The sequence below is a fragment of the Streptococcus shenyangsis genome, from assembly GCF_006385785.1.
GTDB classification, from domain to species: Bacteria; Bacillota; Bacilli; order Lactobacillales; family Streptococcaceae; genus Streptococcus; species Streptococcus shenyangsis.
The window spans coordinates 62,603-85,791 of record NZ_VFSH01000007.1 but is presented as its reverse complement, the minus strand read 5'-3'; the positions used below and the strand labels follow the sequence as shown (position 1 = coordinate 85,791).

Sequence of the window (23,189 nt, the reverse complement as noted above, 5' to 3'; positions counted from 1 at the left end):
ATTAGGCATCATTTAGAAAATGTAGTGTCTTGTTCTAGTTTTCAATTCACCCTATTTTTTGAAAGACGCGAGTTTCCACGAATGAGGTTGTGGAAACTCGCGTCTTTCTTTTTTGTTTTCAGAATATTGTTCAAAGTTTTGAGACTATTTTTCATGTTCTAGTCATTCTTTTGAAATAATCTATAAAACACGTGTCTACAATGATCTATATGTCCTATTCCAGTATTTTAGAAGAACTGCGTCTATTTTTATAGAGCTTGAATCTAGCTTTTATAGAAAATCTATTTAAGAAATATATTGTATTGTTTTGATTTCAATCCGCTATATGAACGATATTCATGTAAATATACCTGGCGAATGCTTGCATGACAAGATATTTGTTCTTGTATTTATAAATTAGTATTTTACGAGATGTCAACATGCTTTAAATACAGTGAATAGGATATTTTTATGTTCAAGCTAAGAAAGATAGTAATCACTTTTGAATGGAAGGTTAAAGAATTATTAGAAGTATGGTTAGATATATAAATGGTCACGCTTTCACAATTTTGATATTTTATTGTGTTATTCCTTGACAATTTTGATTTAAAAATATATTATAAAGAAAATGACAGCGGTGTCATTTTCTGGTATGGAATTTATATGAATATTAAATTAGGACATAATATTTTTAATTGGAGGCTAATATGAAATCTTTTCAACAAAATGAGGTTTTCTCTATTCGTAAGTCTAAGGTGGGAGTTTGCTCAGTTCTCTTAGCGGTTTTATTTATTGGAACACAAAGTGTTTTAGCTAATGAAGTAGTTGGTGAAACTTCTTCGTCTAAAGATAATATGCAAATGAACTCTTTGTTGAGTAGCACATCTACATCATTATCTGCGGAACCCCATTCTGATACTCTCAGTCTTGATAACAATTCAAGTTTAAGTACTGATAATAATGGAGGAGTGAGTATTAATCAAAATAAACCTGATATAACAAATGATACTATGATTGGTAACATCTCTGGGATGGAAGTGAATACTATTTTAAGTACTAATCTGAACGAACACGTAGCTTTGAATGTTAAAGATTATGGAGCAATAGGTGACGGGGTTAATGATGATCGTCAAGCAATTCAAGATACAATAGATGCTGCAGCTAAAGGACTAGGTGGAGGAAATGTATATTTTCCTGAAGGAACTTATTTAGTAAAAGAAATTGTTTTTTTAAAAAGTCATACACACTTAGAATTGAATGAGAAAGCTACCATTCTAAATGGTATAAATATTAAGAATCACCCTTCTATTGTTTTTATGACAGGTTTATTTACGGATGATGGTGCGCAAGTAGAATGGGGCCCAACAGAAGATATTAGTTATTCTGGTGGTACTATTGATATGAACGGTGCTTTGAATGAAGAAGGAACTAAAGCAAAAAATCTACCACTTATAAATTCTTCAGGTGCATTTGCTATTGGGAATTCAAATAACGTAACTATAAAAAATGTAACATTCAAGGATAGTTATCAAGGGCATGCTATTCAAATTGCAGGTTCGAAAAATGTATTAGTCGATAATTCTCGTTTTCTTGGTCAAGCTTTACCTAAAACTATGAAAGATGGGCAAATTATAAGTAAGGAGAGTATTCAGATTGAACCATTGACTAGAAAAGGTTTTCCTTATGCTTTGAATGATGATGGGAAAAAATCTGAAAATGTTACTATTCAAAATTCATATTTTGGTAAAAGTGATAAATCTGGAGAATTAGTAACAGCAATTGGTACACACTATCAAACATTGTCGACACAGAACCCCTCTAATATTAAAATTTTAAATAATCATTTTGATAACATGATGTATTCTGGTGTACGTTTTACTGGATTTACTGATATTTTAATTAAAGGAAATAGATTTGATAAGAAAGTAAAAGGAGAAAGTGTACATTATAGAGAAAATGGTGCAGCCTTAATAAATGCTTTTAGTTATAAAAATGTAAAAGATGAACTTGATTTAAATAAGAAAGTCGTTATTACTGAAAATACATTTTATATTTCTGATCCTAAAACAAAGGCTATTAGAGTAGCAAAAGATAGTGCAGAATATTTAGGAAAAGTATCAGATATTACTGTAACAAAAAATGTAATTAATAATAATTCTAAGGAAACAGAACAACCAAATATTGAATTATTACGAGTTAGTGATAATTTAGTAGTCTCAGAGAATAGTATATTCGGTGGTAAAGAAGGAATTGTTATTGAGGATTCAAAGGGTAAAATAACCGTTTTAAATAACCAATTTTATAATTTATCCGGTAAGTATATATCATTCATCAAATCTAATGCAAATGGGAAAGAACCAGTTATACGTGATAGCGATGGTAATTTCAATATTGTAACGGAGAATGGGCTTTACAAAATTGTAACAAATAACTTAAGTGATAAAAACGAAAAAGAAAAAAACAAAGAGGAAAAATTTAAAACAAGTTCATATGTGCATGAAAAACAATCTAATTCAAATAATGTAATTGATAGTAACCAGAAGAAAGGAGAGTTTAACTCAAGTAAAGATAATAGACAAATTAATGACAAGATCGACAATAAACAAGATAATAAGATAGAAGAAGTGAACCATAAAATAGTTGGAGATGGCAGAGAAACTGAAAATCATATTAATAAATCTAAAGAAATAGTAGAGGTAAAACAAAAATTACCAAAGACTGGTTCGAACAAGATTATGGAACTATTCTTAACAGTGACAGGAATTGGTTTACTTTTGACACTAAAAGGGTTGAAGTATTATGGTAAAGATAAATAAAATTTGTTCGATACAAGGAAGTTCCGTAGAAAATGAGGATGCTGTAGGTTCACAAAATCAGTATTTTTGGATTATTGATGGAGCTACAGATTTATATAATTCTAAAGAGGAGATAGGTTATTCAGTCTCAGAAGTTGTACATATTTTATCAGAAAGTTTGTCGGTTAATTGTAAAGAATCAAAAACTCTTAAACAAATATTTGAAACTGCTTTACTCGAGGTTAAAGATGAAATCGGTTTAAACTCATATGAATTAACAGAGTATTATCGCTTACCAACATTTGCTTTTATATTTGCTAAACTTTCAGAAAAAAAGTTGGAGTATATGATGCTAGGTGACTGCGTCATGTTAGTAAACGAAATGGAAATAACTGATCATAGAGTAGATAACTTATTTGAAAAAGGGAAAAATGAGATAAAAGACTCAATTGGTACAAATAGTGTTTTAAATAAAAAAATTATTTTACAAAAAATCAGAAAATTATCTAATCAACCGAGTGGGTACTGGATAGGTTCGTTGGATGAGAGATTTTTAGACCATGCTATTATTAATCAAATAGATGTTACTAGTGAACAAATTGTTTTAATGAGCGATGGCTTTTATGAATTCTATCAAAATAATCAAAATAAAACTTTTGAAGAGTTAATTAAGATGAGATTAAATTCTTCTGCTATTGATCCAATCTATGGAAAGAAAGATGATGCAAGTATTCTAGTTATTGATGTTTGATATATTGTTTAAAATATTAATTGTTACTATTGAACTTTGTTAAGAAGAGGTACCTAAATGTTAAGGTTATATTTAGAAAATGAAATTATAGAATTATCAAATAATTTAGAGACCATTTGGGTATCTGTGCTTGATAAATATGAGAAGTTATTTGAATATTTATCAAATGAAGAACGAATAGAATTGATTAAAGAAGATTTAATCATAAATGAGTCAGTTCTAAATGTTGATAAAAAAGGATATGAGTTAATTTGTTTACAACATCCCGTTTCATATGACTTAAGAAGAATTATTAGTGTAATAAAAATATCAACTGACATTGAACGTATTGGGGATAGAATTGTTGAAATTTTAAAAAATCTACAGATTATTCAAAGCAATGAAATTTTGAAGAAAATTATTTCAGAAATAAAAATACTTCATGAAGTTATCGGACTGCATATGAATAGGGCTATATCTTGTTATAGAGAGGAACAATCTGGATGTTTAGATATGGTTGTTATACAAAAACAGAATGAGATAGAAGAGCTTAGTACAAATATTGAAAATAAAATAATGAATTACATATTTGAAGATGATGGGAATGTTTCTGAAGTAATTGGTGCTTTAGATATTATTCATCACCTTGATAAAATTGCTCATACTACGCAATCAATTTATAAATGGATAATGTATAGAAAATATGGGAACATAAATTAGAAAGAAAAATATATGAAAACAATTATTGATAATTTTGTTGATAGAGTAATTGAATACGGAATGTATAATGAAATTGACAAAATATATGTGAAAAATAGAGTACTAGCGTTAATAGGTGAGGAGGGAACTGATCGCATTTCCGATGAAAATGACCTGAAACAAATAAAAGATTACTTAGTGGAAATCGCCTTAAAAAACGGTAAAATTAAAGATTTAATCGAGGAAAAGGAATGTTTAGGAGCAGAGTTAATGAATTTCATAGTTCCTTTACCTAGTCGATTAAATGATATTTTTTGGAGTTCATATGATATATCACCTCAAGAAGCAGTTGAAGAGTTTTATAAGTTAAGTAAAGATAGTGATTATATTAAAACTTCTGCTATTGCTAAGAATATTGAGTTTCGATCATCAACTAAATACGGAGAGCTAGAGATTACGATAAATTTGTCAAAACCCGAAAAAGATCCAAAAACAATTGCTGCTGAAAAATTAGTAAAAGCAACTAATTATCCCAAATGTTTACTATGTATGGAAAATGAAGGATATCAGGGGCGAATAAATTATCCAGCACGTTCGAATCATAGAATTATTCGGTTGAAACTTGGTGACGAAGTATGGGGATTCCAGTATTCTCCCTACTCATATTTTAATGAGCATGCGATATTTTTAAATAGTCAACATGTACCAATGGCTATTACCTCTAAAACATTTGAACAATTATTGGAGATTGTTGATATTTTGCCAGGATATTTTACTGGTTCAAATTCTGATCTTCCTATCTCAGGAGGCTCCATTCTTAGTCATAACCACTACCAGGGAGGGAAACATATTTTCCCAATGGAAAAAGCAAAATTTGAGAGTGAATTTCGTTTTAAAGACTTTGAGGATGTTAATGCTGGTATTGTAAAATGGCCAATGTCAGTAATTAGGTTACAAAGTGAAAATAAAAATCGATTGTTAGATTTAGCTAATAAAATTCTAAATAAGTGGAGGGAATATTCAGATTTAGAAGTAGACATCATTGCTATGACTGAAGATGTCCCACACCATACGGTGACTCCTATTGCTCGTAAAGTGGACGGGAGATATGAATTAGATATTGTTCTAAGAGATAATCATACTACTGAACAATACCCAGATGGTGTTTTCCATCCTCATCAAGATGTACAACATATTAAAAAGGAAAATATCGGGTTAATCGAAGTGATGGGACTTGCGATATTACCACCTCGTTTGAAACCAGAGTTAGAAGAAGTTGGAAAATATCTTTTAGGAGAGGATAACGCAATTGCGGATTATCATTTAGAATGGGCCGACCAATTGAAAGAAAAATATCCTCGCATTAATAAAGAAGAGGTTAATAGCGTAGTTCAACACGAAGTAGGACAAGTGTTTGCGAGAGTTCTGGAAGATGCAGGAGTTTATAAGAATACACCGTCTGGGCATGAAGCGTTTATGAGATTTGTTAAGTCGGTTGGAATTAATTAGGAGGAAACCCAAATGGCAATATTGGTAACAGGCGGAGCTGGTTATATTGGTAGCCATACCGTAGTAGAATTACTAAATTTAGGAAAGGAAGTCATCATTGTCGACAACCTTTCGAACTCTAGCATCTTGGTGCTAGACCGTATTGAAGCAATTACAGGAATACGTCCCGTGTTTTACGAATTAGATGTTTGTGATAAACAAGCATTGAGAAAGGTATTTGAAAAAGAATCGATTGATGCTGCAATTCATTTTGCAGGTTATAAAGCTGTCGGAGAATCCGTGCAAAAGCCTGTGATGTACTACAAAAATAATATTATGAGTACATTAGCACTTGTTGAAGTGATGTCAGAATTTAATGTTAAAAAGATTGTCTTTTCTTCAAGTGCGACTGTATATGGAATTAACAATCAGTCACCCCTAATTGAGACGATGGAAACAAGTGCGACAAATCCTTATGGGTATACGAAAGTGATGCTTGAACAAATTTTAAAAGATGTTCATGTGGCAGATTCAGAATGGAGTATTGCGTTGCTTCGTTATTTCAATCCAATTGGTGCTCATGAGTCTGGTTTGATTGGGGAAGATCCCTCAGGAATTCCTAACAACTTGATGCCTTATATTGCACAAGTAGCGGTAGGTAAGCTGTCAGAGCTAAGTGTGTTCGGAAATGATTATGATACGCTTGATGGTACTGGTGTGCGTGATTATATCCATGTAGTAGATTTAGCAATAGGACATATAAAAGCTTTAGAAAAAGTATCTGAAAAAACAGATGTTTATATCTATAACCTAGGCTCGGGAGAAGGCACTAGTGTATTACAACTTGTAAATACATTTGAAAGTGTTAATAAGGTCCCTATTCCTTATAAAATAGTTCCAAGACGTTCAGGAGACGTTGCAACTTGTTATGCAAATGCAGACAAAGCATATAAGGAATTAAATTGGAGGACAACAAAATCGATTGAAGACATGTGTAGAGATACATGGAATTGGCAATCAAAAAATCCCAATGGCTATAATTGATGATACTGTCTATATGAGTGCTGTATTTTGGAAAAATTACTTAACCTTTTAATGAAATTCATATTTAATGAAAGATAAATTTTTTTAAAAAAATTTTTGAAAGCGCTTGACAAAGGAAACGGTTTCATTGTATAATGTAAACACAATGACACCGATGTCAAATATAAAAAAGAAGGTCTTTATATGAAAAACTTAACAAAAATTAAGTTCAAAGAGAATGGGGAATTTAATCATTTCCCTGGGAATACAGTTGTAGCAAATCTTTATACTAAACAAGATTTGATGGAAGTTGTTGATATTATTCAATCACGTTATAGAGAATTACCATTTATCGATAAGTTTACTTTAACTCCAAGGAATTCTATTCACATGACTGTAATTGAATTGTTGTGCCATGAAAATCGTGAAACGGAGTTTTGGAGCAGTAATCTTCCTCTAGATACACCTTTACAGGAAATACATGATTACTTTGCTAAACAACTTGAAATTTTTCCATTGTTGGATGAAGAAATTCATATGCGTGTAACTGAAATGGGAAAACAAAACATATTAGTTGAACCTGCAGATGAAGCTTCTGCAAAGAGATTAGAAGAAATTCGTACTTATGTCTCAGAAAAAGCAGGTGTTCGTTTCCCTAATCATGATAGATATCAATTCCATATTTCAATTGGGTATCTTCGAATTCCTTTAACCGAAGAGGAGGAAGAAGAGTTTACTAAAGTCAGAGCAGAATTAACTGAAATTTTATTAGAGAAGATTCCAACTATTACTGTAAATCGTATTGACTATACTGTATTTGAAGATATGAGACAATTTGTTCCATATCACGAAAAATTTAAATAAAATAATAAAAAAGGAGAACTTATCATGAAAAAAATGAAAGTTTGGTCTACTGTACTTGCAACGGGAGTTGCTCTTACTACACTTGCTGCTTGCTCTGGAGGTTCAAATTCTACGACTGCTTCTTCATCTGAAGAAAAAGCTGATAAAAGTCAAGAATTAGTAATCTATTCGAACTCAGTCTCAAATGGTCGTGGTGATTGGCTAACTGCTAAAGCAAAAGAAGCTGGTTTTAATATCAAAATGGTTGATATCCCTGGCGCTCAATTAGCAGACCGTGTTATTGCTGAGAAGAATAATGCAGTTGCAGATATGGTATTTGGAATTGGTGCTGTTGATTCAAATAAAATTAGAGATCAAAAATTACTAGTACAGTACAAGCCTAAATGGTTAGATAAAATTGATCAATCTTTATCAGATAAAGATAATTATTATAATCCTGTGATTGTTCAACCATTAGTTTTAATTGGGGCGCCTGATGTAAAAGAAATGCCTAAAGATTGGACAGAATTAGGTAGTAAGTATAAAGGTAAATATTCAATTTCTGGTCTTCAAGGTGGTACAGGACGGGCAATTCTAGCAAGTATCTTAGTTCGATACCTTGATGATAAAGGTGAATTAGGCGTTTCCGAAAAAGGTTGGGAAGTAGCAAAAGAATATTTGAAAAATGCATACACTCTTCAAAAGGGAGAAAGTTCAATTGTTAAGATGTTAGACAAAGAAGATCCAATACAATATGGAATGATGTGGGGTTCTGGTGCATTAGTTGGACAAAAAGAACAAAATGTTGTTTTCAAAGTTATGACTCCTGAGATTGGTGTACCATTTGTAACTGAACAAACTATGGTTTTAAGCACTAGTAAAAAACAAGCGTTAGCTAAAGAATTTATTGATTGGTTTGGTCAATCAGAAATTCAAGTAGAATATAGTAAGAACTTTGGATCTATTCCTGCAAATAAAGATGCCCTCAAAGATCTACCAGAAGATACTAAGAAATTTGTTGATCAAGTGAAACCACAAAATATTGACTGGGAAGCTGTTGGAAAGCATTTGGATGAATGGGTAGAAAAAGCTGAATTAGAATACGTACAATAAGAAATAAGAGTTAATTTTTATGTCCAAGTCTCTCTATTATTTCTAAATTTATGGAAGAAATAAAGAGAGGCTTTTGGTTTAGTAATAGAGGGAGTTAGTGAGATGATTAAATTTGATAATATTCAAATTAAATATGGTGATTTTGTTGCAATTGATAATCTGAATTTAGATATACATGAAGGGGAATTTTTTACATTTCTTGGGCCTTCAGGATGTGGTAAATCAACTACTTTGAGAGCATTGGTAGGTTTTCTAGATCCATCATCAGGAAGTATTGAAGTTAATGGAACAGATGTCACTCATTTGGAACCTGAAAAGCGTGGAATTGGTATTGTATTTCAATCTTATGCGCTATTTCCAACTATGACTGTTTTTGATAATATTGCATTTGGTTTAAAAGTTAAGAAGGTAGCTCCAGATGTTATTAAAGCTAAAGTATCAGCAGTAGCAGCAAAAATTAAGATCTCTGATCAACAGTTACAGCGTAATGTATCAGAATTATCTGGGGGTCAACAACAAAGGGTAGCATTGGCTCGTGCTCTGGTTCTTGAACCTAAAATTCTTTGTCTAGATGAACCATTGTCAAACCTTGACGCAAAATTACGTGTAGATTTGAGAAAAGAGTTGAAAAGACTTCAAAAAGAGTTAGGTATTACTACTTTATATGTTACTCATGACCAAGAGGAAGCCTTAACTTTATCTGATAGAATTGCAGTCTTTAACAATGGATACATCGAACAGGTCGGTACACCTGTAGAGATTTATCATAATTCTCAAACTGAATTTGTATGTGATTTTATTGGCGATATTAATGTTTTGACCGATGAAACAGTCCACGAAGTATTACTGAAAAATGCAAGCGTTTTCTTAGAAGATAAAAAAGGATACATTCGATTAGAGAAAGTTCGATTCAATCGTGAAACTGAACAAGATTTCATTCTAAAAGGAACAATTATTGATGTTGAGTTTTCTGGAGTTACAATTCACTATACAATAAAAGTTTCTGAAAGTCAGATTCTTAATGTAACAAGTATTGATAGTCAGGCTGCTATTAGATCTGTCGGAGAAAGTGTGGACTTATTTATCACACCATCAGACGTTCTGCAATTTTAAGGAGGTGCAGTATGCGTCATAAATTAAATTTAAAAGATTGGCTTATTCGTTTAGGGTTAATCTGGTTCCTAGTAACATTTATTATTTATCCAAACTTTGATCTAGTAGTGAATGTATTTGTAAAAGGAGGAGAATTTTCCCTTGAAGCTGTACATCGTGTTCTAAAATCTGAGAGGGCACTTCAGAGTATTATGAACAGTTTTAAGTTAGCATTTTCACTCATTATTACAGTTAATGTCGTAGGTATTCTTTGTGTTCTATTTACAGAGTACTTTGATATTAAAGGTGCTAAAATTTTAAAATTAGGCTATATGACCTCTTTAATTTATGGAGGAGTGGTTTTAGCGACTGGATATAAATTTGTCTATGGTCCTTATGGATTGATAACAAAATTTTTACAAAATGTTATCCCTTCTTTAGACCCTAACTGGTTTATTGGGTATGGTGCAGTCTTATTCATTATGACATTTTCAGGAACTGCTAATCATACATTGTTTTTAACAAATACAATTCGAAGCGTTGACTATCACACTATTGAGGCTGCACGAAATATGGGAGCAAAACCATTTACTGTTTTCCGAAAAGTAGTGTTACCAACCTTAATTCCAACTCTATTTGCACTTACTATTATGGTTTTTCTTAGTGGTTTGTCTGCAGTAGCAGCACCCATGATTGTTGGTGGTAAAGGATTTCAAACTATAAATCCAATGATTATTACATTTGCAGGGATGGGGAATTCTCGTGATTTAGCTGCCTTACTTGCAATTATTTTAGGTATTGCAACTACAATTTTGCTTACTATCATGAATAAGATAGAAAAAGGTGGAAATTATATTTCTATCTCTAAGACTAAAGCGCCTCTTAAAAAACAAAAAATTGCATCTAAGCCTTGGAATATCATTGCTCACATTGTAGCATATGGATTGTTCACAGTTTTCATGCTTCCACTAATTTTTATAGTATTATACTCATTTACAGATCCAGTTGCAATTCAAACAGGTAACTTAACATTATCAAACTTTACTTTAGAAAATTATCGCTTATTCTTTAGTAATAGTGCGGCATTCTCTCCATTCTTGGTCAGCTTTATTTATTCTATTATCGCTGCGACAACAGCAACAATTCTCGCAGTTATATTTGCTCGAGTTGTCAGAAAACATAAAGCTCGCTTTGATTTCTTATTTGAATATGGTGCTCTACTTCCTTGGTTACTACCAAGTACACTTTTAGCAGTAAGTTTATTATTTACTTTTAATCAGCCACAATTTCTTGTCTTGAATCAGATTTTGGTAGGTAGTTTGGTAATTCTACTTATTGCATATATAGTTGTAAAAATCCCATTTTCTTATAGAATGGTACGTGCTATTTTATTTAGTGTTGATGATGAGATGGAAGATGCAGCAAGAAGTATGGGTGCTTCACCTTTTTATACTATGATGAAGGTTATCATTCCATTTATTTTACCGGTTGTTCTCTCTGTTATTGCTTTAAACTTTAACTCTTTATTAACTGACTTCGACTTATCTGTATTTCTTTACCATCCATTAGCTCAACCGCTGGGTATAACTATTCGTTCAGCAGGTGATGAAACAGCAACTTCAAATGCTCAAGCACTTGTGTTCGTTTATACTATTGTATTAATGATAATTTCTGGTTCTGTATTATACTTTACTCAGAGACCAGCTAGTAGAAAAAGGAAATAATAATGCAGGCAACAAGCTTAGGACTATCATATATCGAAATTGTATTAAGAATTGTACTTTCATTAGTTATTGGTGGAGTAATTGGTTTAGAGAGAGGAAGTAAATCTCAACCAGCAGGTATTCGTACACATAGTATTGTTTGTCTGGCTGCATGTTTAATTATGATGACTAATGAGTATGTATCTTATAAATTTGGTACAGGAGATCCTACACGCTTAGGTGCGCAAGTTATATCAGGTGTTGGTTTTCTTGGGGCTGGAACAATACTTATTACAGATAAAAAGAAAATAACTGGTTTAACAACTGCAGCCGGAATATGGGCTTCAGCTGGAATCGGTCTAGCTATAGGTGTTGGTTTTTATGAAGGAGCCGTACTAGGAGCAATTTCTGTTTGGAGTGTTATAACTATGTTCCAACCTTTAAAAAAATATCTTCAAAGTCGTTCAAAGATAATCGAATTGTATATCGTTGTTAGATCTACAGAGGCATATAATCGGGTACTAGTATACTGTGCTGAGAATGGCATTAGAATGACTGATTCTAGAACTGCATTTGGAGATGTTAATTCAGAAAGAATTGAATATTTTGATGTTCCAGAAAAAAAAATAGCATCATTTATTACTCTAGAACTATCAGGAAGATTTGAACATCTTCGTTTGATGGAAGAAATTGCTAATATTGTAGGTGTTATTTATGTCGAAGAAATTAGCTGAAATTTAGTAAACAAAGGGACAGATGTTTTTGTCCTTTTGTTTTTTAGATGTTTTAATCATCTAATTTTTGAGTAGATTTTTGCTCAGAGGTTTTTATGAAAGATTTTAAAATCTATTTTGATTTAGGTAAAATAGAATATTTTGATAATAATTGTTTGATACAAGTATACAAATTTATTTCTTTTTATGATATTTGTGAAATGGTGTTTCCCTTTCATTTACCTCCTGATGAGTTGATAACAAATGTTATTTTTAAAGAAAAAATTAAGTCTATGTTAGAATGTTACATTGACAGGCTATTATATATTTTTATAAATCCAACAATTTTTACTGAAAAAGTTAATCTACAATTTTATGGTAGTTTTTTCTCATATGAATTTATTTGTCGTGAAGTTGGAAACATTCTTAAAAATAAAGGTGTGAATTGCAATTTAAACTTTTTTGAAGGGGAAGAATATTTGTAAAATTAATTTTGTGAATTTGTGGATCTTAAATAATTTACAAAATTCTCTTGTTAAAAAAAAATTAAATATTGTATAGTAATATTAGAATGTTCGTAATGGAGGACTGAAATGAAAAATATAAATGGGAAAAAGGTAACTATTTATGATATTGCACGTTTATCAGGTTTTTCTCCAAAAACAGTTTCACGAGTTATTAATGGTGGAGTAAATGTTAAAGAAGAAACTTATCAAGCGATTCAAAAAGTTATAGAGGAATTGTCGTATATTCCAAATGCGTATGCAAAAAATTTAACTAAAAAAGAAGCTATAAATATATTGATTTCTGTAAAAAAAATCGACTCTTTTCCTTTAATTTGGTTTCAAACTTTATTAGATAAAGTTTTACAAACTTGTAAAGAGTATGGTGTTAACGCTATTGTTGAATATTTTAGTGAAGAAGATACAATTAGTAATTCAATAATCTCGAGTACAGGAAGCTTGATAGATGGTGTAATAGTATTTTATGAAAGTAAAGAAGATATTCGGATTAATTACTTGCAAAAGAATAAAATGCCATTCATAGTTTTTGGAGAATCTAGAACACCTAATGTTGTGTATGTTTCTAACAACAATTTTCAGGCCACTTATGACATGATGAAATTAGTATCAAAAGAAAACATTAATAGTATGTGGTTACTTATGGGAGGAGAATCCCTTGTTAATATTGATCGAGAGAGAGGGGTTCGTGCTTTTTTAAATGATAATAACTATGAAATGGATTTGAAAGTAGTATATGGTCTAACTACAATAGATTCTGTTTATTCATATGCTACAAGACATCTATCTAATCAAAATTATCCTGATTTGATTTTTGTATCCGGTGATGAAAAAGTACAGGGATTGATTCGTTCTTGCTATGAGAAGGAAATTACCATTCCTGATGATATTTCAATAATCGGATTTGACAATATTCCAATTTCTCAATATTATACTCCAGCTTTATCTACAATTTCTCCTAATTATGTTAAATTAGCTCAAGAAATGATTGAAGGGGTATTAGCAATTATAAAGGGGGAAAGTGTCACATCTGTTGAAGTTTCTACTAAACTTGTTAGGAGACAGAGTTTCTAGTATTGTTTAATTCTTGAAAATCCTAATGGAAAAGATGGAGTGTTCTAAAGTAAGTTCTGTTTAGCATCTATTCAGTTTCTATTGAGTTGGATCCAATTTCCAACAAGTGGGACATTTTCACGTTCGATTTACTAAAGACATTATCACATTCGAATCACACATCTTTCAAAAAAATTGTAAAAAAGTCTTGACAAAGGAAAAACAAAGTATTAAAATAAGTTCAATAAATCAGAAAAGTAACTATTTTTGATCTTCAGGGAGCCTGTGGTCATTGTGAACAGGTGGTTGGAAGTAGTGAAAGTGGGCTGATTTTAAAAATGAATTTGAAACAATGAAAATTCGGTGCGCACACCTTACAGTGCAACTTGTTGTTAGACAAGGCAGAGATATAAAGGGGAATAGTCCCTTTATAATTGAGGTGGCACCGCGTTACCAACGCCCTCACGCAGAGTAATTTTCTGTGTGTGGGCTTTTTCATATCTTGAAATCAATACAGAAAGAGGAAAAATTTTATGACAACTAAAGGTTATTTTGGACAATTTGGTGGTAGTTTTGTACCGGAGCCGATTCAGGCTTTGTTGGATGAGTTGGAAGTGACATTTGACAAGTACAAGGATGATCCAGAATTTTTGGCAGAATTTCGCCATTACTTGAAGGATTATTCAGGTCGCGAAACACCGCTCTATTTTGCGGAAAGTTTGACAGACCACCTAGGTGGCGCTAAGATTTATCTCAAGCGCGAAGACCTTAACCACCTTGGTTCTCACAAGCTCAACAACGTTTTAGGACAAATTCTTTTGGCCAAACGTATGGGCAAAAAACGAGTGATTGCGGAAACAGGAGCTGGTCAGCACGGTGTTGCGACAGCAGCGGCTGCAGCCAAGTTTGGTATGGCCTGTGATGTCTACATGGGAGCAGAGGATGTGGAACGTCAACGTCTCAATGTCTTTCGAATGGAGATGATGGGAGCAACTGTTCACGCAGTTGAAACTGGAACTCGTACCCTTAAGGATGCAGTTGATGCAGCCTTTGGAGCATGGATGAATGACCTTGAAGCCTTCTATGTTTTGGGATCTGCTGTGGGTCCGCACCCATATCCAACCATTGTTCATGAATTCCAAAAGGTCATCAGTGAAGAATCTCGTCGTCAAATCTTAGAAAAAGAAGGACGCTTGCCAGATTACATTATTGCCTGTGTAGGTGGTGGTTCCAATGCTATCGGTGCTTTTTCACAGTATGTGGCTGATGAAGAAGTCAAATTGGTTGGGGTCGAAGCTGCTGGTCATGGACTTGATACAGACAAGCACGCAGCTACTATGACAAAAGGTAGTATCGGAATTGTTGATGGCATGAAGACTTATGCAGTCTTTAAGGAAGACGGAGAGCTGGCTCCAGTTTACTCTATCTCAGCTGGTTTGGACTATCCAGGGGTTGGCCCAGAACATGCCTACTTCAAAGATTCAGGTCGCGTGGAATATGTTGCTGCGACGGATGAAGAAGCTGTTCAGGCTCTCCTCCTTCTCAGCAAGACAGAAGGAATTATCCCAGCGATTGAAAGTTCGCACGCTATCGCAGAAGCGGTTAAACGTGCACCAAAACTAAGTAAAGACGACATTATCATCATCAATGTCTCTGGTCGTGGAGACAAGGACGTAGCTGCAATTGCGGACTACCTAGAAGCTAAAAAATAAAAGATGGAAAAATTACAGTCTTTTCTCTCACAGAGAGCTTGTGGTTGCTGAAAACAAGCAGAGAATGCTGTAAGGTTGGGTCCATCTGAAACGAGAGAAGAAAACATAATTCTCAAGGGAGTGCCCTTTATCGCACAGCCTGTTACAGGAGGTATCTGAGACAGGAATGAGAGATAGGAGAAATCCTATAATTGAGGTGGCACCGCGAATTTCGTCCTCACGCAAGTTATTTTGCGTGGGGATTTTTCATACAGTCGCCACCAACTAGAATTAGAACTGAAAGGGAAATTACAATGGAACGAATCATTCATGGAGATGTCTTATCACCAATCTTGGCTTATATGCGCCTAAAGGGGCAACACAAGGTTATCTTAGAGAGTATTCCGAGAGACAAGGAAACAGCTCGTTTTTCTATCCTAGCCTATAATCCAGTTTTTGAGATTAAGTTTGAAAATGGGGTCCTTTATCAAAATGGTCAAGTGATTGATCGTGATCCCTTGGATTTTCTTTATGAAGTGACTCATAAGAGCCAGCACCATTCAGACCTTCCTTTTGGTGGTGGGGCAATTGGTTTTGTTGGTTACGATATGATTTCGCTTTATGAAGAAATTGGTCAAATTCCTCAAGATACAATTGGAACGCCAGACATGCATTTCTTCGTCTATGAGAGCTACATGGTCTTTGACCACAAGAAGGAGAAAATCCATGTCATCGAGGATGCTCTCTATAGTGAGCGTAGTCAAGAAGACTTGGAAGAAGCCTTGAACCAAGTGCTTGAGGAATTACGTATTCCTGCAGCAAATGAATTTGCAGACTTGGATTTACCACCACTTGACTTCAAACCCCATATCGCTCCTCAGAAGTTTGAGGAAATGGTAGAAACAGCTCGTGACTTGATTCGAAATGGTGACATGTTTCAATGTGTGCTCAGTCAGCGTTTCTCAGCAGAGGTTACTGGAAATCCTTTTGACTTCTACAGAAATCTCCGCGTGACCAATCCATCTAATTACCTTTATTTCTATGACTTTGGTGATTATCAAATCATCGGTGCTAGTCCAGAAAGTTTGGTTTCTGTCAAAAATGGCATCGTGACAACCAATCCGATTGCAGGGACGCGACCAAGAGGAGCAACGGATGAAGAGGACAAGGCTTTGGCGACAGACCTGCTTTCTGATGAGAAGGAAACAGCAGAGCATCGGATGTTAGTAGACTTGGGACGTAACGATATTGGCCGCATCTCTGAAACGGCAAGTGTCCAAGTTACCAAGTATATGGAAGTGGAGCTCTTCCGCTACGTCATGCATTTAACCAGTGTGGTCAAGGGGCGTTTGCTTCCAGAACTCACCGCCATGGATGCCTTGAAAGCAACACTTCCTGCTGGAACAGTTTCAGGAGCACCAAAGATTCGGGCCATGAGACGCATCTATGAACTGGAAACAGAAAAACGTGGCGTATACGCAGGAGCAATCGGCTACTTGTCTGCGACGGGTGATATGGATTTGGCCATCGCCATCCGAACTATGATTCTTAAAAATCAAAGAGCCTATGTGCAGGCTGGGGCAGGGATTGTCTATGACTCTATCGCCCAAAACGAATACCAAGAAACCATTAACAAAGCTAAATCTATGACTAGAATTGGAGAACTAAGACCATGATTTTATTGATTGACAACTATGATTCTTTTACCTATAACTTGGCCCAATATATTGGGAACTTTGCAGAAGTACAGGTCTTGAGAAATGATGATCCCAAGCTGTATGAAGAAGCTGAAAAAGCAGATGGTCTGGTCTTTTCTCCTGGTCCTGGTTGGCCAGTTGATGCTGGAAAGATGGAAGACATGATTCGTGATTTTGCTGGCAAGAAGCCGATTCTTGGGATTTGTTTGGGTCACCAAGCCATTGCAGAAGTCTTTGGTGGTAAGTTAGGTTTGGCTCCAAAAGTCATGCATGGGAAACAGAGCAATATCAGCTTTGAAGCGCCATCTGTTTTGTATCAAGGCATTGAGGATGGCCGTGCGGTCATGCGTTACCACAGTATTTTAATTGAAGAAATGCCAGAAAACTTTGAAGTGACAGCTCGTTCGACTGATGACCAAGCCATCATGGGGATTCAACACAAAACACTTCCAATTTATGGCTTCCAGTACCATCCAGAGAGCATTGGAACGCCAGATGGCTTGTCTTCTATTCGGAATTTTATTGAGAAGGTTGTAAAGTGAGGAAACTATGATGAAAGAGATTATTGAAAAACTAGCAAAATTTGAAAATTTATCAGGTGTGGAAATGACGGATGTCATTGAGCGTATCGTAACTGGGCGTGTAACGGAGGCGCAGATTGCTTCTCTCCTCTTAGCTCTTAAGATGAAGGGGGAAACACCTGAAGAACGCACAGCCATTGCCCAAGTCATGAGAGGGCATGCCCAACATATTCCAACTGAAATTCATGATGCCATGGACAACTGTGGTACTGGTGGGGATAAGTCTTTCAGCTTTAACATTTCGACAACTGCAACCTTTGTCTTGGCTGGTGGTGGTGTTCACATGGCAAAACACGGTAACCGCTCGATTTCTTCTAAATCTGGTTCTGCAGATGTCCTAGAGGCCTTGGGCATCAACCTAGACCTCAAACCAGCTGAACTAGGTAAGGTCTTTGATAAAACTGGCATCGTCTTTCTCTTTGCTAAAAATATGCACCCAGCTATGAAATACATCATGCCAGCTCGTTTGGAGTTGGGAATTCCAACGATTATGAACTTGACTGGTCCCCTGATTCACCCAATGGCTTTGGAAACACAGCTTCTTGGTATTAGTCGTCCAGAACTGCTAGAAAGTACAGCTCAGGTTTTGAAAAATATGGGTCGCAAACGTGCTATAGTGGTTGCTGGTCCAGAAGGATTGGACGAAGCTGGTTTGAATGGAACAACCAAGATTGCACTTCTTGAGAATGGCGAAATCACCTTGTCAAGCTTTATTCCAGAAGATCTAGGGATGGAACGCTACGCTATCGAAGATATTCGTGGAGGCAACGCTCAGGAAAATGCAGAAATTTTGCTTAGCGTTCTTAAAAATGAACCAAGTCCATTCTTGGAAACGACAGTTTTAAATGCTGGTCTTGGTTTCTATGCTAATGGTAAGGTAGATAATATCAAGGACGGAGTTGCCTTGGCTCGTCAAGTGATTGCTAGTGGCAAGGCCCTTGAAAAACTCAGACTGTTACAGGAGTACCAAAAATGAGTCAGGAATTTTTATCTCGAATCTTGGAGCAGAAGGCGCGTGAGGTCGAGCAGATGGAGCTGGAGGAAATCCAGCCTCTGCGCCAGACCTATCGCTTGACTGACTATCTAAAACAACACCAAGACCGTTTACAGGTAATCGCTGAAGTCAAGAAGGCTAGTCCTAGTTTGGGAGATATCAATCTAGATGTGGATATTGTGCAACAGGCCCAGACTTATGAAGCGAATGGCGCAGTGATGATTTCTGTTCTGACAGATGAAGTTTTCTTTAAAGGACATTTGGATTATCTGCGGGAGATTTCCAGTCAGGTACAGATTCCGACGCTTAACAAGGATTTTATTATCGATGAAAAGCAAATCATCCGCGCTCGCAATGCAGGTGCGACAGTCATCTTGCTCATTGTGGCAGCCTTGTCAGAAGAACGTCTTAAGAAACTTTACGACTATGCGACAGAGCTTGGTCTGGAAGTCTTGGTGGAGACTCACAATCTTGCTGAACTAGAAGTGGCCCACAGACTTGGTGTTGAGATTATCGGTGTCAATAACCGCAACTTGACCACCTTTGAAGTTGACTTGCAGACCAGTGTAGATTTGGCTAAACATTTCAAAGATGATTGCTTGTACATTTCTGAATCTGCTATTTTTACAGGACAGGATGCGGAACGAGTAGCCCCATACTTTAACGGAATTTTGGTAGGGACAGCTCTTATGCAGGCAGAAGATGTGGCTCAGAGAATCAAGGAGTTGCAGATTGACAAAGGTTAAAATTTGCGGACTATCGACCAAAGAAGCGGCAGAAACAGCCGTGTCAGCAGGAGCCGACTATATCGGTTTTGTCTTTGCACCTAGTAAAAGACAGGTGACCTTGGATCAGGCTTCTGAGCTAGCAAAGTTCATTCCTGCAGATGTCAAAAAGGTTGGTGTATTTGTTTCACCAAGTCGGGCTCAACTGCTAGAAGTCATTGACAAAGTTGGTTTGGACTTGGTTCAAGTTCACGGACAGGTGGCAGATGATTTATTTGAGAATTTGCCTTGTGCCAGTATTCAGGCTGTGCAGGTGGATGGAGAGGGACATGTCCCCAATTCTCAGGCAGACTATCTCCTCTTTGATGCCCCTGTGGCTGGGAGTGGCCAACCCTTTGACTGGGCTCAACTGGATACGACAGGATTAACTCAGCCTTTCTTTATCGCAGGTGGGCTTAAGGAAGACAATGTAGTAAAAGCAATTCAACACTTTACTCCCTATGCAGTAGATGTATCGAGCGGAGTGGAGACAGACGGACAAAAAGATCAGGAAAAGATTAGAAGATTTATAGAGAGGGTAAAGAATGGTATATCAAGAACCAAATAAAGATGGATTTTACGGAAAATTCGGCGGACGTTTCGTCCCAGAAACATTGATGACAGCAGTTTTGGAGTTGGAGAAGGCCTACCGTGAAAGTCAGGCAGACCCAAGTTTCCAAGAGGAATTAAACCATCTCTTACGCCAGTATGTAGGACGTGAAACTCCCCTTTACTACGCAAAAAACTTGACCCAGCATATTGGCGGAGCCAAGATTTATCTCAAACGTGAAGACCTTAACCATACAGGGGCCCACAAGATTAACAATGCCTTGGGTCAAGTTCTTCTGGCTAAACGAATGGGTAAAAAGAAAATTATCGCTGAAACAGGTGCTGGTCAGCACGGTGTAGCAACTGCAACAGCTGCAGCCCTCTTTAACATGGAATGTACTATCTACATGGGTGAGGAAGATGTCAAACGCCAAGCCCTCAATGTCTTCCGAATGGAGCTTTTGGGAGCCAAGGTTGAGGCAGTGACAGACGGTTCGCGCGTGCTCAAGGATGCGGTCAATGCAGCCCTTCGTTCATGGGTGGCTAATATCGACGATACCCACTATATTCTTGGTTCTGCCTTGGGGCCTCATCCTTTCCCAGAAATCGTTCGTGACTTCCAGAGTGTTATCGGTCGAGAGGCTAAACAACAGTACCGCGACTTGACAGGACAAGATCTGCCAGATGCCCTAGTAGCCTGTGTTGGTGGTGGTTCTAATGCCATCGGTCTCTTCCATCCATTTGTAGAGGATGAGTCTGTAGCTATGTATGGAGCTGAAGCAGCTGGACTTGGTGTGGATACAGAGCACCACGCAGCTACCTTGACTAAGGGTCGTCCAGGTGTCCTCCACGGTTCCCTCATGGATGTGCTCCAAGATGCCCATGGTCAAATTCTTGAAGCCTTCTCTATCTCAGCAGGTTTGGACTATCCTGGTATCGGTCCAGAACATTCTCACTACCACGATATTAAACGTGCCAGCTATGTTCCTGTGACAGACGAAGAAGCCTTGGAAGGATTTCAACTCTTGTCTCGTGTGGAAGGGATTATCCCAGCCCTAGAATCTAGCCATGCTATCGCCTTTGCAGTGAAATTGGCCAAAGAACTTGGACCAGACAAGTCCATGATTGTCTGTCTATCAGGTCGTGGGGACAAGGATGTGGTTCAAGTCAAAGACCGCTTGGAAGCAGATGCAGCAAAGAAGGGAGAAGCTCATGCCTAAGACACTAACAGAAAAATTAAACGCTATAAAAGCAGCTGGAAAAGGAATTTTCGTTCCCTATATCATGGCTGGAGACCATGAGAAAGGTTTGGATGGACTCGGAGAAACAATCCACTTTTTAGAAGATTTAGGTGTTTCGACCATTGAAGTGGGCATTCCTTTTTCAGATCCTGTCGCAGATGGACCTGTTATCGAAGAAGCTGGCTTGCGAAGTCTAGCTCATGGTACTTCGACACAAGCTTTGGTTGAAACTTTGAAAACCATTGAAACAGAGGTTCCACTGGTCATTATGACCTACTTCAACCCCCTCTTTCAGTACGGTGTGGAGAACTTTGTCAAAGATTTAGCAGATACAGCGGTTAAGGGCTTGATTATCCCAGACCTGCCTCATGAACATGCCAACTTTGTAGAGCCATTTTTGGCAGACACAGACATCGCCTTGATTCCTCTAGTAAGCTTGACGACAGGGATTGAGCGCCAGAAAGAGTTGATTGAAGGGGCAGAAGGATTCGTTTATGCAGTTGCCATCAATGGGGTGACAGGGAAATCTGGCAATTACCGTGCAGATTTGGACAAGCACTTGGCACAACTTCATCAAGTAGCCGACATTCCAGTCTTGACAGGATTTGGCGTATCTAGTCAGGCTGATGTAGAACGCTTCAATGCGGTGTCAGATGGTGTTATCGTCGGCTCAAAAATTGTAAAAGCTCTCCATGAAGGAGAGCCGATTCAGGACTTTATCAAACAAGCAGTAGCTTACCAAAAATAATCACACAAGCAGCGAGCAAGAGGAAAGGCACAAAAGGAAGTCTTTCCTTTTTCTTTTGCAGGAGAAAGGCTAGAATTCCCATCGCAGAAGCAAACTGAATCAAGATGAGTAATTCGGTTATGCTAAAGACGAGAGCGCAAGAAGCTAAAAAGAGGAAATCCCCTGCGCCCATGCGGATATCGATAAAATGAGCCAAAAAGCCAAGAGCAAGGAAAAAGACCATGACCAGATTCCAGCCAGAGGAAGCCATGAGGATTAGGTGGAAAGTCATCCAGACCAGTAGGGGATATTCCTGATGGCGAAAGTCGTAGATGCTCAAGGTCAAACCAGCAGTGATTAGGATGACTTGCCCCAAGGAAAGCAATTCCCAAGACCAAGCCAGAAAGAGGAGTCCTAAGCCTAGTTCAAAGAGGGCATACCAGACAGGATAAGGAGCCTTGCAGTAGCGACAGCGAAAGCGATTGAGCACCTGCGAGAGAATCGGAATCAAATCTAAGGGACGCAAGGGAGTCTGACAGGAATCGCAGTGACTAGTTGGTAGGATAATCGATTGCTCAGGAAAACGGTCAATGACCAAACCGAGAAAGGAAGCTAGAATGCTTCCGACAAGAAAAAAATAAATATCAATCATACTTATCTATTCGTAAAAAATAGGAGAAGTAGTATAATGGAGAAATATAGATAAGATAGTGAGGTCAAGATGACAATTCGTTTTGAAGAAGAGGTGAGTATAGAAAACGCTCAATTCGTATGCCAATGGTCCAACTCCCTCGGCAAATCCTTTCAAGAACAATGGATGGGACCAATGATTCCTTTTCCCTTGACCATTCAAGTCTTGCAAGATTTGGAAGGAATCTTTTCAATCTTTGAAGGACGAGAGTTTGTCGGGCTTATACAGAAAATCAGGCTAGAAGACAGTAATCTTCATATTGGAAGATTTTTTATCAATCCCCAGAAACAGGGGCAAGGCTTAGGTAGCCAAGTTTTAAAGAAATTTGTTAGTTTGGCCTTTGAAAATGGAGACATAGATAGTATTTCTCTAAATGTCTTCGAGGCAAATCAAAGAGCTCAAAATCTTTACCAAAAAGAAGGATTTGAAATCGTTCAAATAGTTGAAGCACCTGTACGAAAATACATCATGAAAAAGGGGAGATAGAAGCAAACAGCCTTGA

Annotated in this window: 22 protein-coding genes and 2 other annotated features; of the genes, 21 read left to right on the top strand and 1 reads right to left on the bottom strand. The window is 36.5% G+C overall.

The window, feature by feature from the left end; genetic code table 11:
- The first annotated feature begins 686 nt into the window (after positions 1 to 686).
- The 20 genes from FJR77_RS06480 to trpA all read left to right on the top strand — a co-directional run bounded on the left by FJR77_RS06480 (position 687) and on the right by trpA (position 22,017).
- Positions 687 to 2,795, top strand: coding sequence for a glycosyl hydrolase family 28-related protein (locus tag FJR77_RS06480; RefSeq protein WP_000834742.1), 2,109 nt, complete (start codon positions 687 to 689; stop codon positions 2,793 to 2,795).
- A complete protein-coding gene (locus tag FJR77_RS06475; protein ID WP_140833833.1) occupies positions 2,779 to 3,525 on the top strand; it encodes a protein phosphatase 2C domain-containing protein in 747 nt (248 codons plus the stop codon). Before FJR77_RS06480 ends, FJR77_RS06475 begins: the two co-directional genes overlap by 17 nt.
- A 57-nt stretch (positions 3,526 to 3,582) precedes the next feature.
- A complete protein-coding gene (locus FJR77_RS06470; RefSeq protein ID WP_140833832.1) occupies positions 3,583 to 4,224 on the top strand; it encodes a phosphate signaling complex PhoU family protein in 642 nt (213 codons plus the stop codon).
- 12 nt (positions 4,225 to 4,236) lie between these two features.
- Positions 4,237 to 5,712: a UDP-glucose--hexose-1-phosphate uridylyltransferase gene (gene galT / locus FJR77_RS06465; RefSeq protein ID WP_140833830.1), complete on the top strand. Its 1,476-nt coding sequence runs from the start codon at positions 4,237 to 4,239 to the stop codon at positions 5,710 to 5,712.
- A 12-nt stretch (positions 5,713 to 5,724) separates the two neighbouring features.
- Positions 5,725 to 6,735, top strand: a complete 1,011-nt coding sequence (galE, locus tag FJR77_RS06460; protein WP_061743800.1) for a UDP-glucose 4-epimerase GalE — start codon at positions 5,725 to 5,727, stop codon at positions 6,733 to 6,735.
- Between the two features lie 183 nt (positions 6,736 to 6,918).
- Positions 6,919 to 7,578 carry a DUF1868 domain-containing protein gene (locus tag FJR77_RS06455; protein WP_000793811.1) on the top strand — a complete coding sequence of 220 codons (660 nt, stop codon included), beginning with the start codon at positions 6,919 to 6,921 and terminating at the stop codon, positions 7,576 to 7,578.
- Positions 7,579 to 7,602: 24 nt separating this feature from the next.
- Positions 7,603 to 8,670 carry an extracellular solute-binding protein gene (locus tag FJR77_RS06450; protein ID WP_000738377.1) on the top strand — a complete coding sequence of 356 codons (1,068 nt, stop codon included), beginning with the start codon at positions 7,603 to 7,605 and terminating at the stop codon, positions 8,668 to 8,670.
- Positions 8,671 to 8,772: 102 nt separating this feature from the next.
- Complete coding sequence (locus FJR77_RS06445) at positions 8,773 to 9,783, top strand: ABC transporter ATP-binding protein (protein WP_000589137.1); 1,011 nt, start codon at positions 8,773 to 8,775, stop codon at positions 9,781 to 9,783.
- Positions 9,784 to 9,794: 11 nt separating this feature from the next.
- Positions 9,795 to 11,486 carry an ABC transporter permease gene (locus FJR77_RS06440; protein WP_023943877.1) on the top strand — a complete coding sequence of 564 codons (1,692 nt, stop codon included), beginning with the start codon at positions 9,795 to 9,797 and terminating at the stop codon, positions 11,484 to 11,486.
- Positions 11,487 to 11,488: 2 nt separating this feature from the next.
- The gene (locus FJR77_RS06435; RefSeq protein WP_001149045.1) at positions 11,489 to 12,199 is read left to right on the top strand and encodes an MgtC/SapB family protein; all 711 of its coding nucleotides are present in this window, start codon (positions 11,489 to 11,491) and stop codon (positions 12,197 to 12,199) included.
- A 95-nt stretch (positions 12,200 to 12,294) separates the two neighbouring features.
- The gene (locus FJR77_RS06430; RefSeq protein WP_023943875.1) at positions 12,295 to 12,663 is read left to right on the top strand and encodes a hypothetical protein; all 369 of its coding nucleotides are present in this window, start codon (positions 12,295 to 12,297) and stop codon (positions 12,661 to 12,663) included.
- Positions 12,664 to 12,771: 108 nt separating this feature from the next.
- Positions 12,772 to 13,773, top strand: coding sequence for a LacI family DNA-binding transcriptional regulator (locus tag FJR77_RS06425; RefSeq protein ID WP_049488253.1), 1,002 nt, complete (start codon positions 12,772 to 12,774; stop codon positions 13,771 to 13,773).
- 214 nt (positions 13,774 to 13,987) lie between these two features.
- Positions 13,988 to 14,219, top strand: a binding site (T-box leader).
- A gap of 66 nt (positions 14,220 to 14,285) precedes the next feature.
- Positions 14,286 to 15,464, top strand: coding sequence for a tryptophan synthase subunit beta (gene trpB / locus FJR77_RS06420; RefSeq protein WP_140833828.1), 1,179 nt, complete (start codon positions 14,286 to 14,288; stop codon positions 15,462 to 15,464).
- Positions 15,461 to 15,686 (top strand) — a binding site (T-box leader). It overlaps the preceding gene by 4 nt.
- 71 nt (positions 15,687 to 15,757) lie before the next feature.
- The gene (trpE, locus tag FJR77_RS06415) at positions 15,758 to 17,119 is read left to right on the top strand and encodes an anthranilate synthase component I (protein ID WP_140833826.1); all 1,362 of its coding nucleotides are present in this window, start codon (positions 15,758 to 15,760) and stop codon (positions 17,117 to 17,119) included.
- Complete coding sequence (locus FJR77_RS06410) at positions 17,116 to 17,682, top strand: aminodeoxychorismate/anthranilate synthase component II (protein WP_125386827.1); 567 nt, start codon at positions 17,116 to 17,118, stop codon at positions 17,680 to 17,682. The genes trpE and FJR77_RS06410 overlap by 4 nt, the downstream gene beginning before the upstream one ends.
- A 10-nt stretch (positions 17,683 to 17,692) precedes the next feature.
- Positions 17,693 to 18,697, top strand: coding sequence for an anthranilate phosphoribosyltransferase (gene trpD, locus FJR77_RS06405; protein WP_140833824.1), 1,005 nt, complete (start codon positions 17,693 to 17,695; stop codon positions 18,695 to 18,697).
- On the top strand, positions 18,694 to 19,461 hold the full coding sequence (trpC, locus tag FJR77_RS06400) for an indole-3-glycerol phosphate synthase TrpC (RefSeq protein WP_140833822.1): 768 nt from the start codon (positions 18,694 to 18,696) through the stop codon (positions 19,459 to 19,461). Before trpD ends, trpC begins: the two co-directional genes overlap by 4 nt.
- Positions 19,448 to 20,047: a phosphoribosylanthranilate isomerase gene (locus FJR77_RS06395; protein ID WP_181146610.1), complete on the top strand. Its 600-nt coding sequence runs from the start codon at positions 19,448 to 19,450 to the stop codon at positions 20,045 to 20,047. The genes trpC and FJR77_RS06395 overlap by 14 nt, the downstream gene beginning before the upstream one ends.
- A complete protein-coding gene (trpB, locus tag FJR77_RS06390) occupies positions 20,025 to 21,248 on the top strand; it encodes a tryptophan synthase subunit beta (RefSeq protein WP_140833818.1) in 1,224 nt (407 codons plus the stop codon). The genes FJR77_RS06395 and trpB (FJR77_RS06390) overlap by 23 nt, the downstream gene beginning before the upstream one ends.
- Positions 21,241 to 22,017, top strand: coding sequence for a tryptophan synthase subunit alpha (gene trpA / locus FJR77_RS06385; RefSeq protein WP_140833815.1), 777 nt, complete (start codon positions 21,241 to 21,243; stop codon positions 22,015 to 22,017). The genes trpB (FJR77_RS06390) and trpA overlap by 8 nt, the downstream gene beginning before the upstream one ends.
- On the opposite strand, the gene FJR77_RS06380 is transcribed toward trpA, so the two are convergent.
- Positions 21,989 to 22,648, bottom strand: a complete 660-nt coding sequence (locus FJR77_RS06380) for a prepilin peptidase (RefSeq protein ID WP_140833813.1) — start codon at positions 22,646 to 22,648, stop codon at positions 21,989 to 21,991. The two genes, trpA and FJR77_RS06380, sit on opposite strands and share 29 nt — an antisense overlap.
- A 69-nt stretch (positions 22,649 to 22,717) precedes the next feature.
- On the opposite strand from FJR77_RS06380, the gene FJR77_RS06375 reads away from it, so the two are divergent.
- Positions 22,718 to 23,173: a GNAT family N-acetyltransferase gene (locus FJR77_RS06375; protein ID WP_031240423.1), complete on the top strand. Its 456-nt coding sequence runs from the start codon at positions 22,718 to 22,720 to the stop codon at positions 23,171 to 23,173.
- The last annotated feature ends 16 nt before the right edge of the window (positions 23,174 to 23,189 follow it).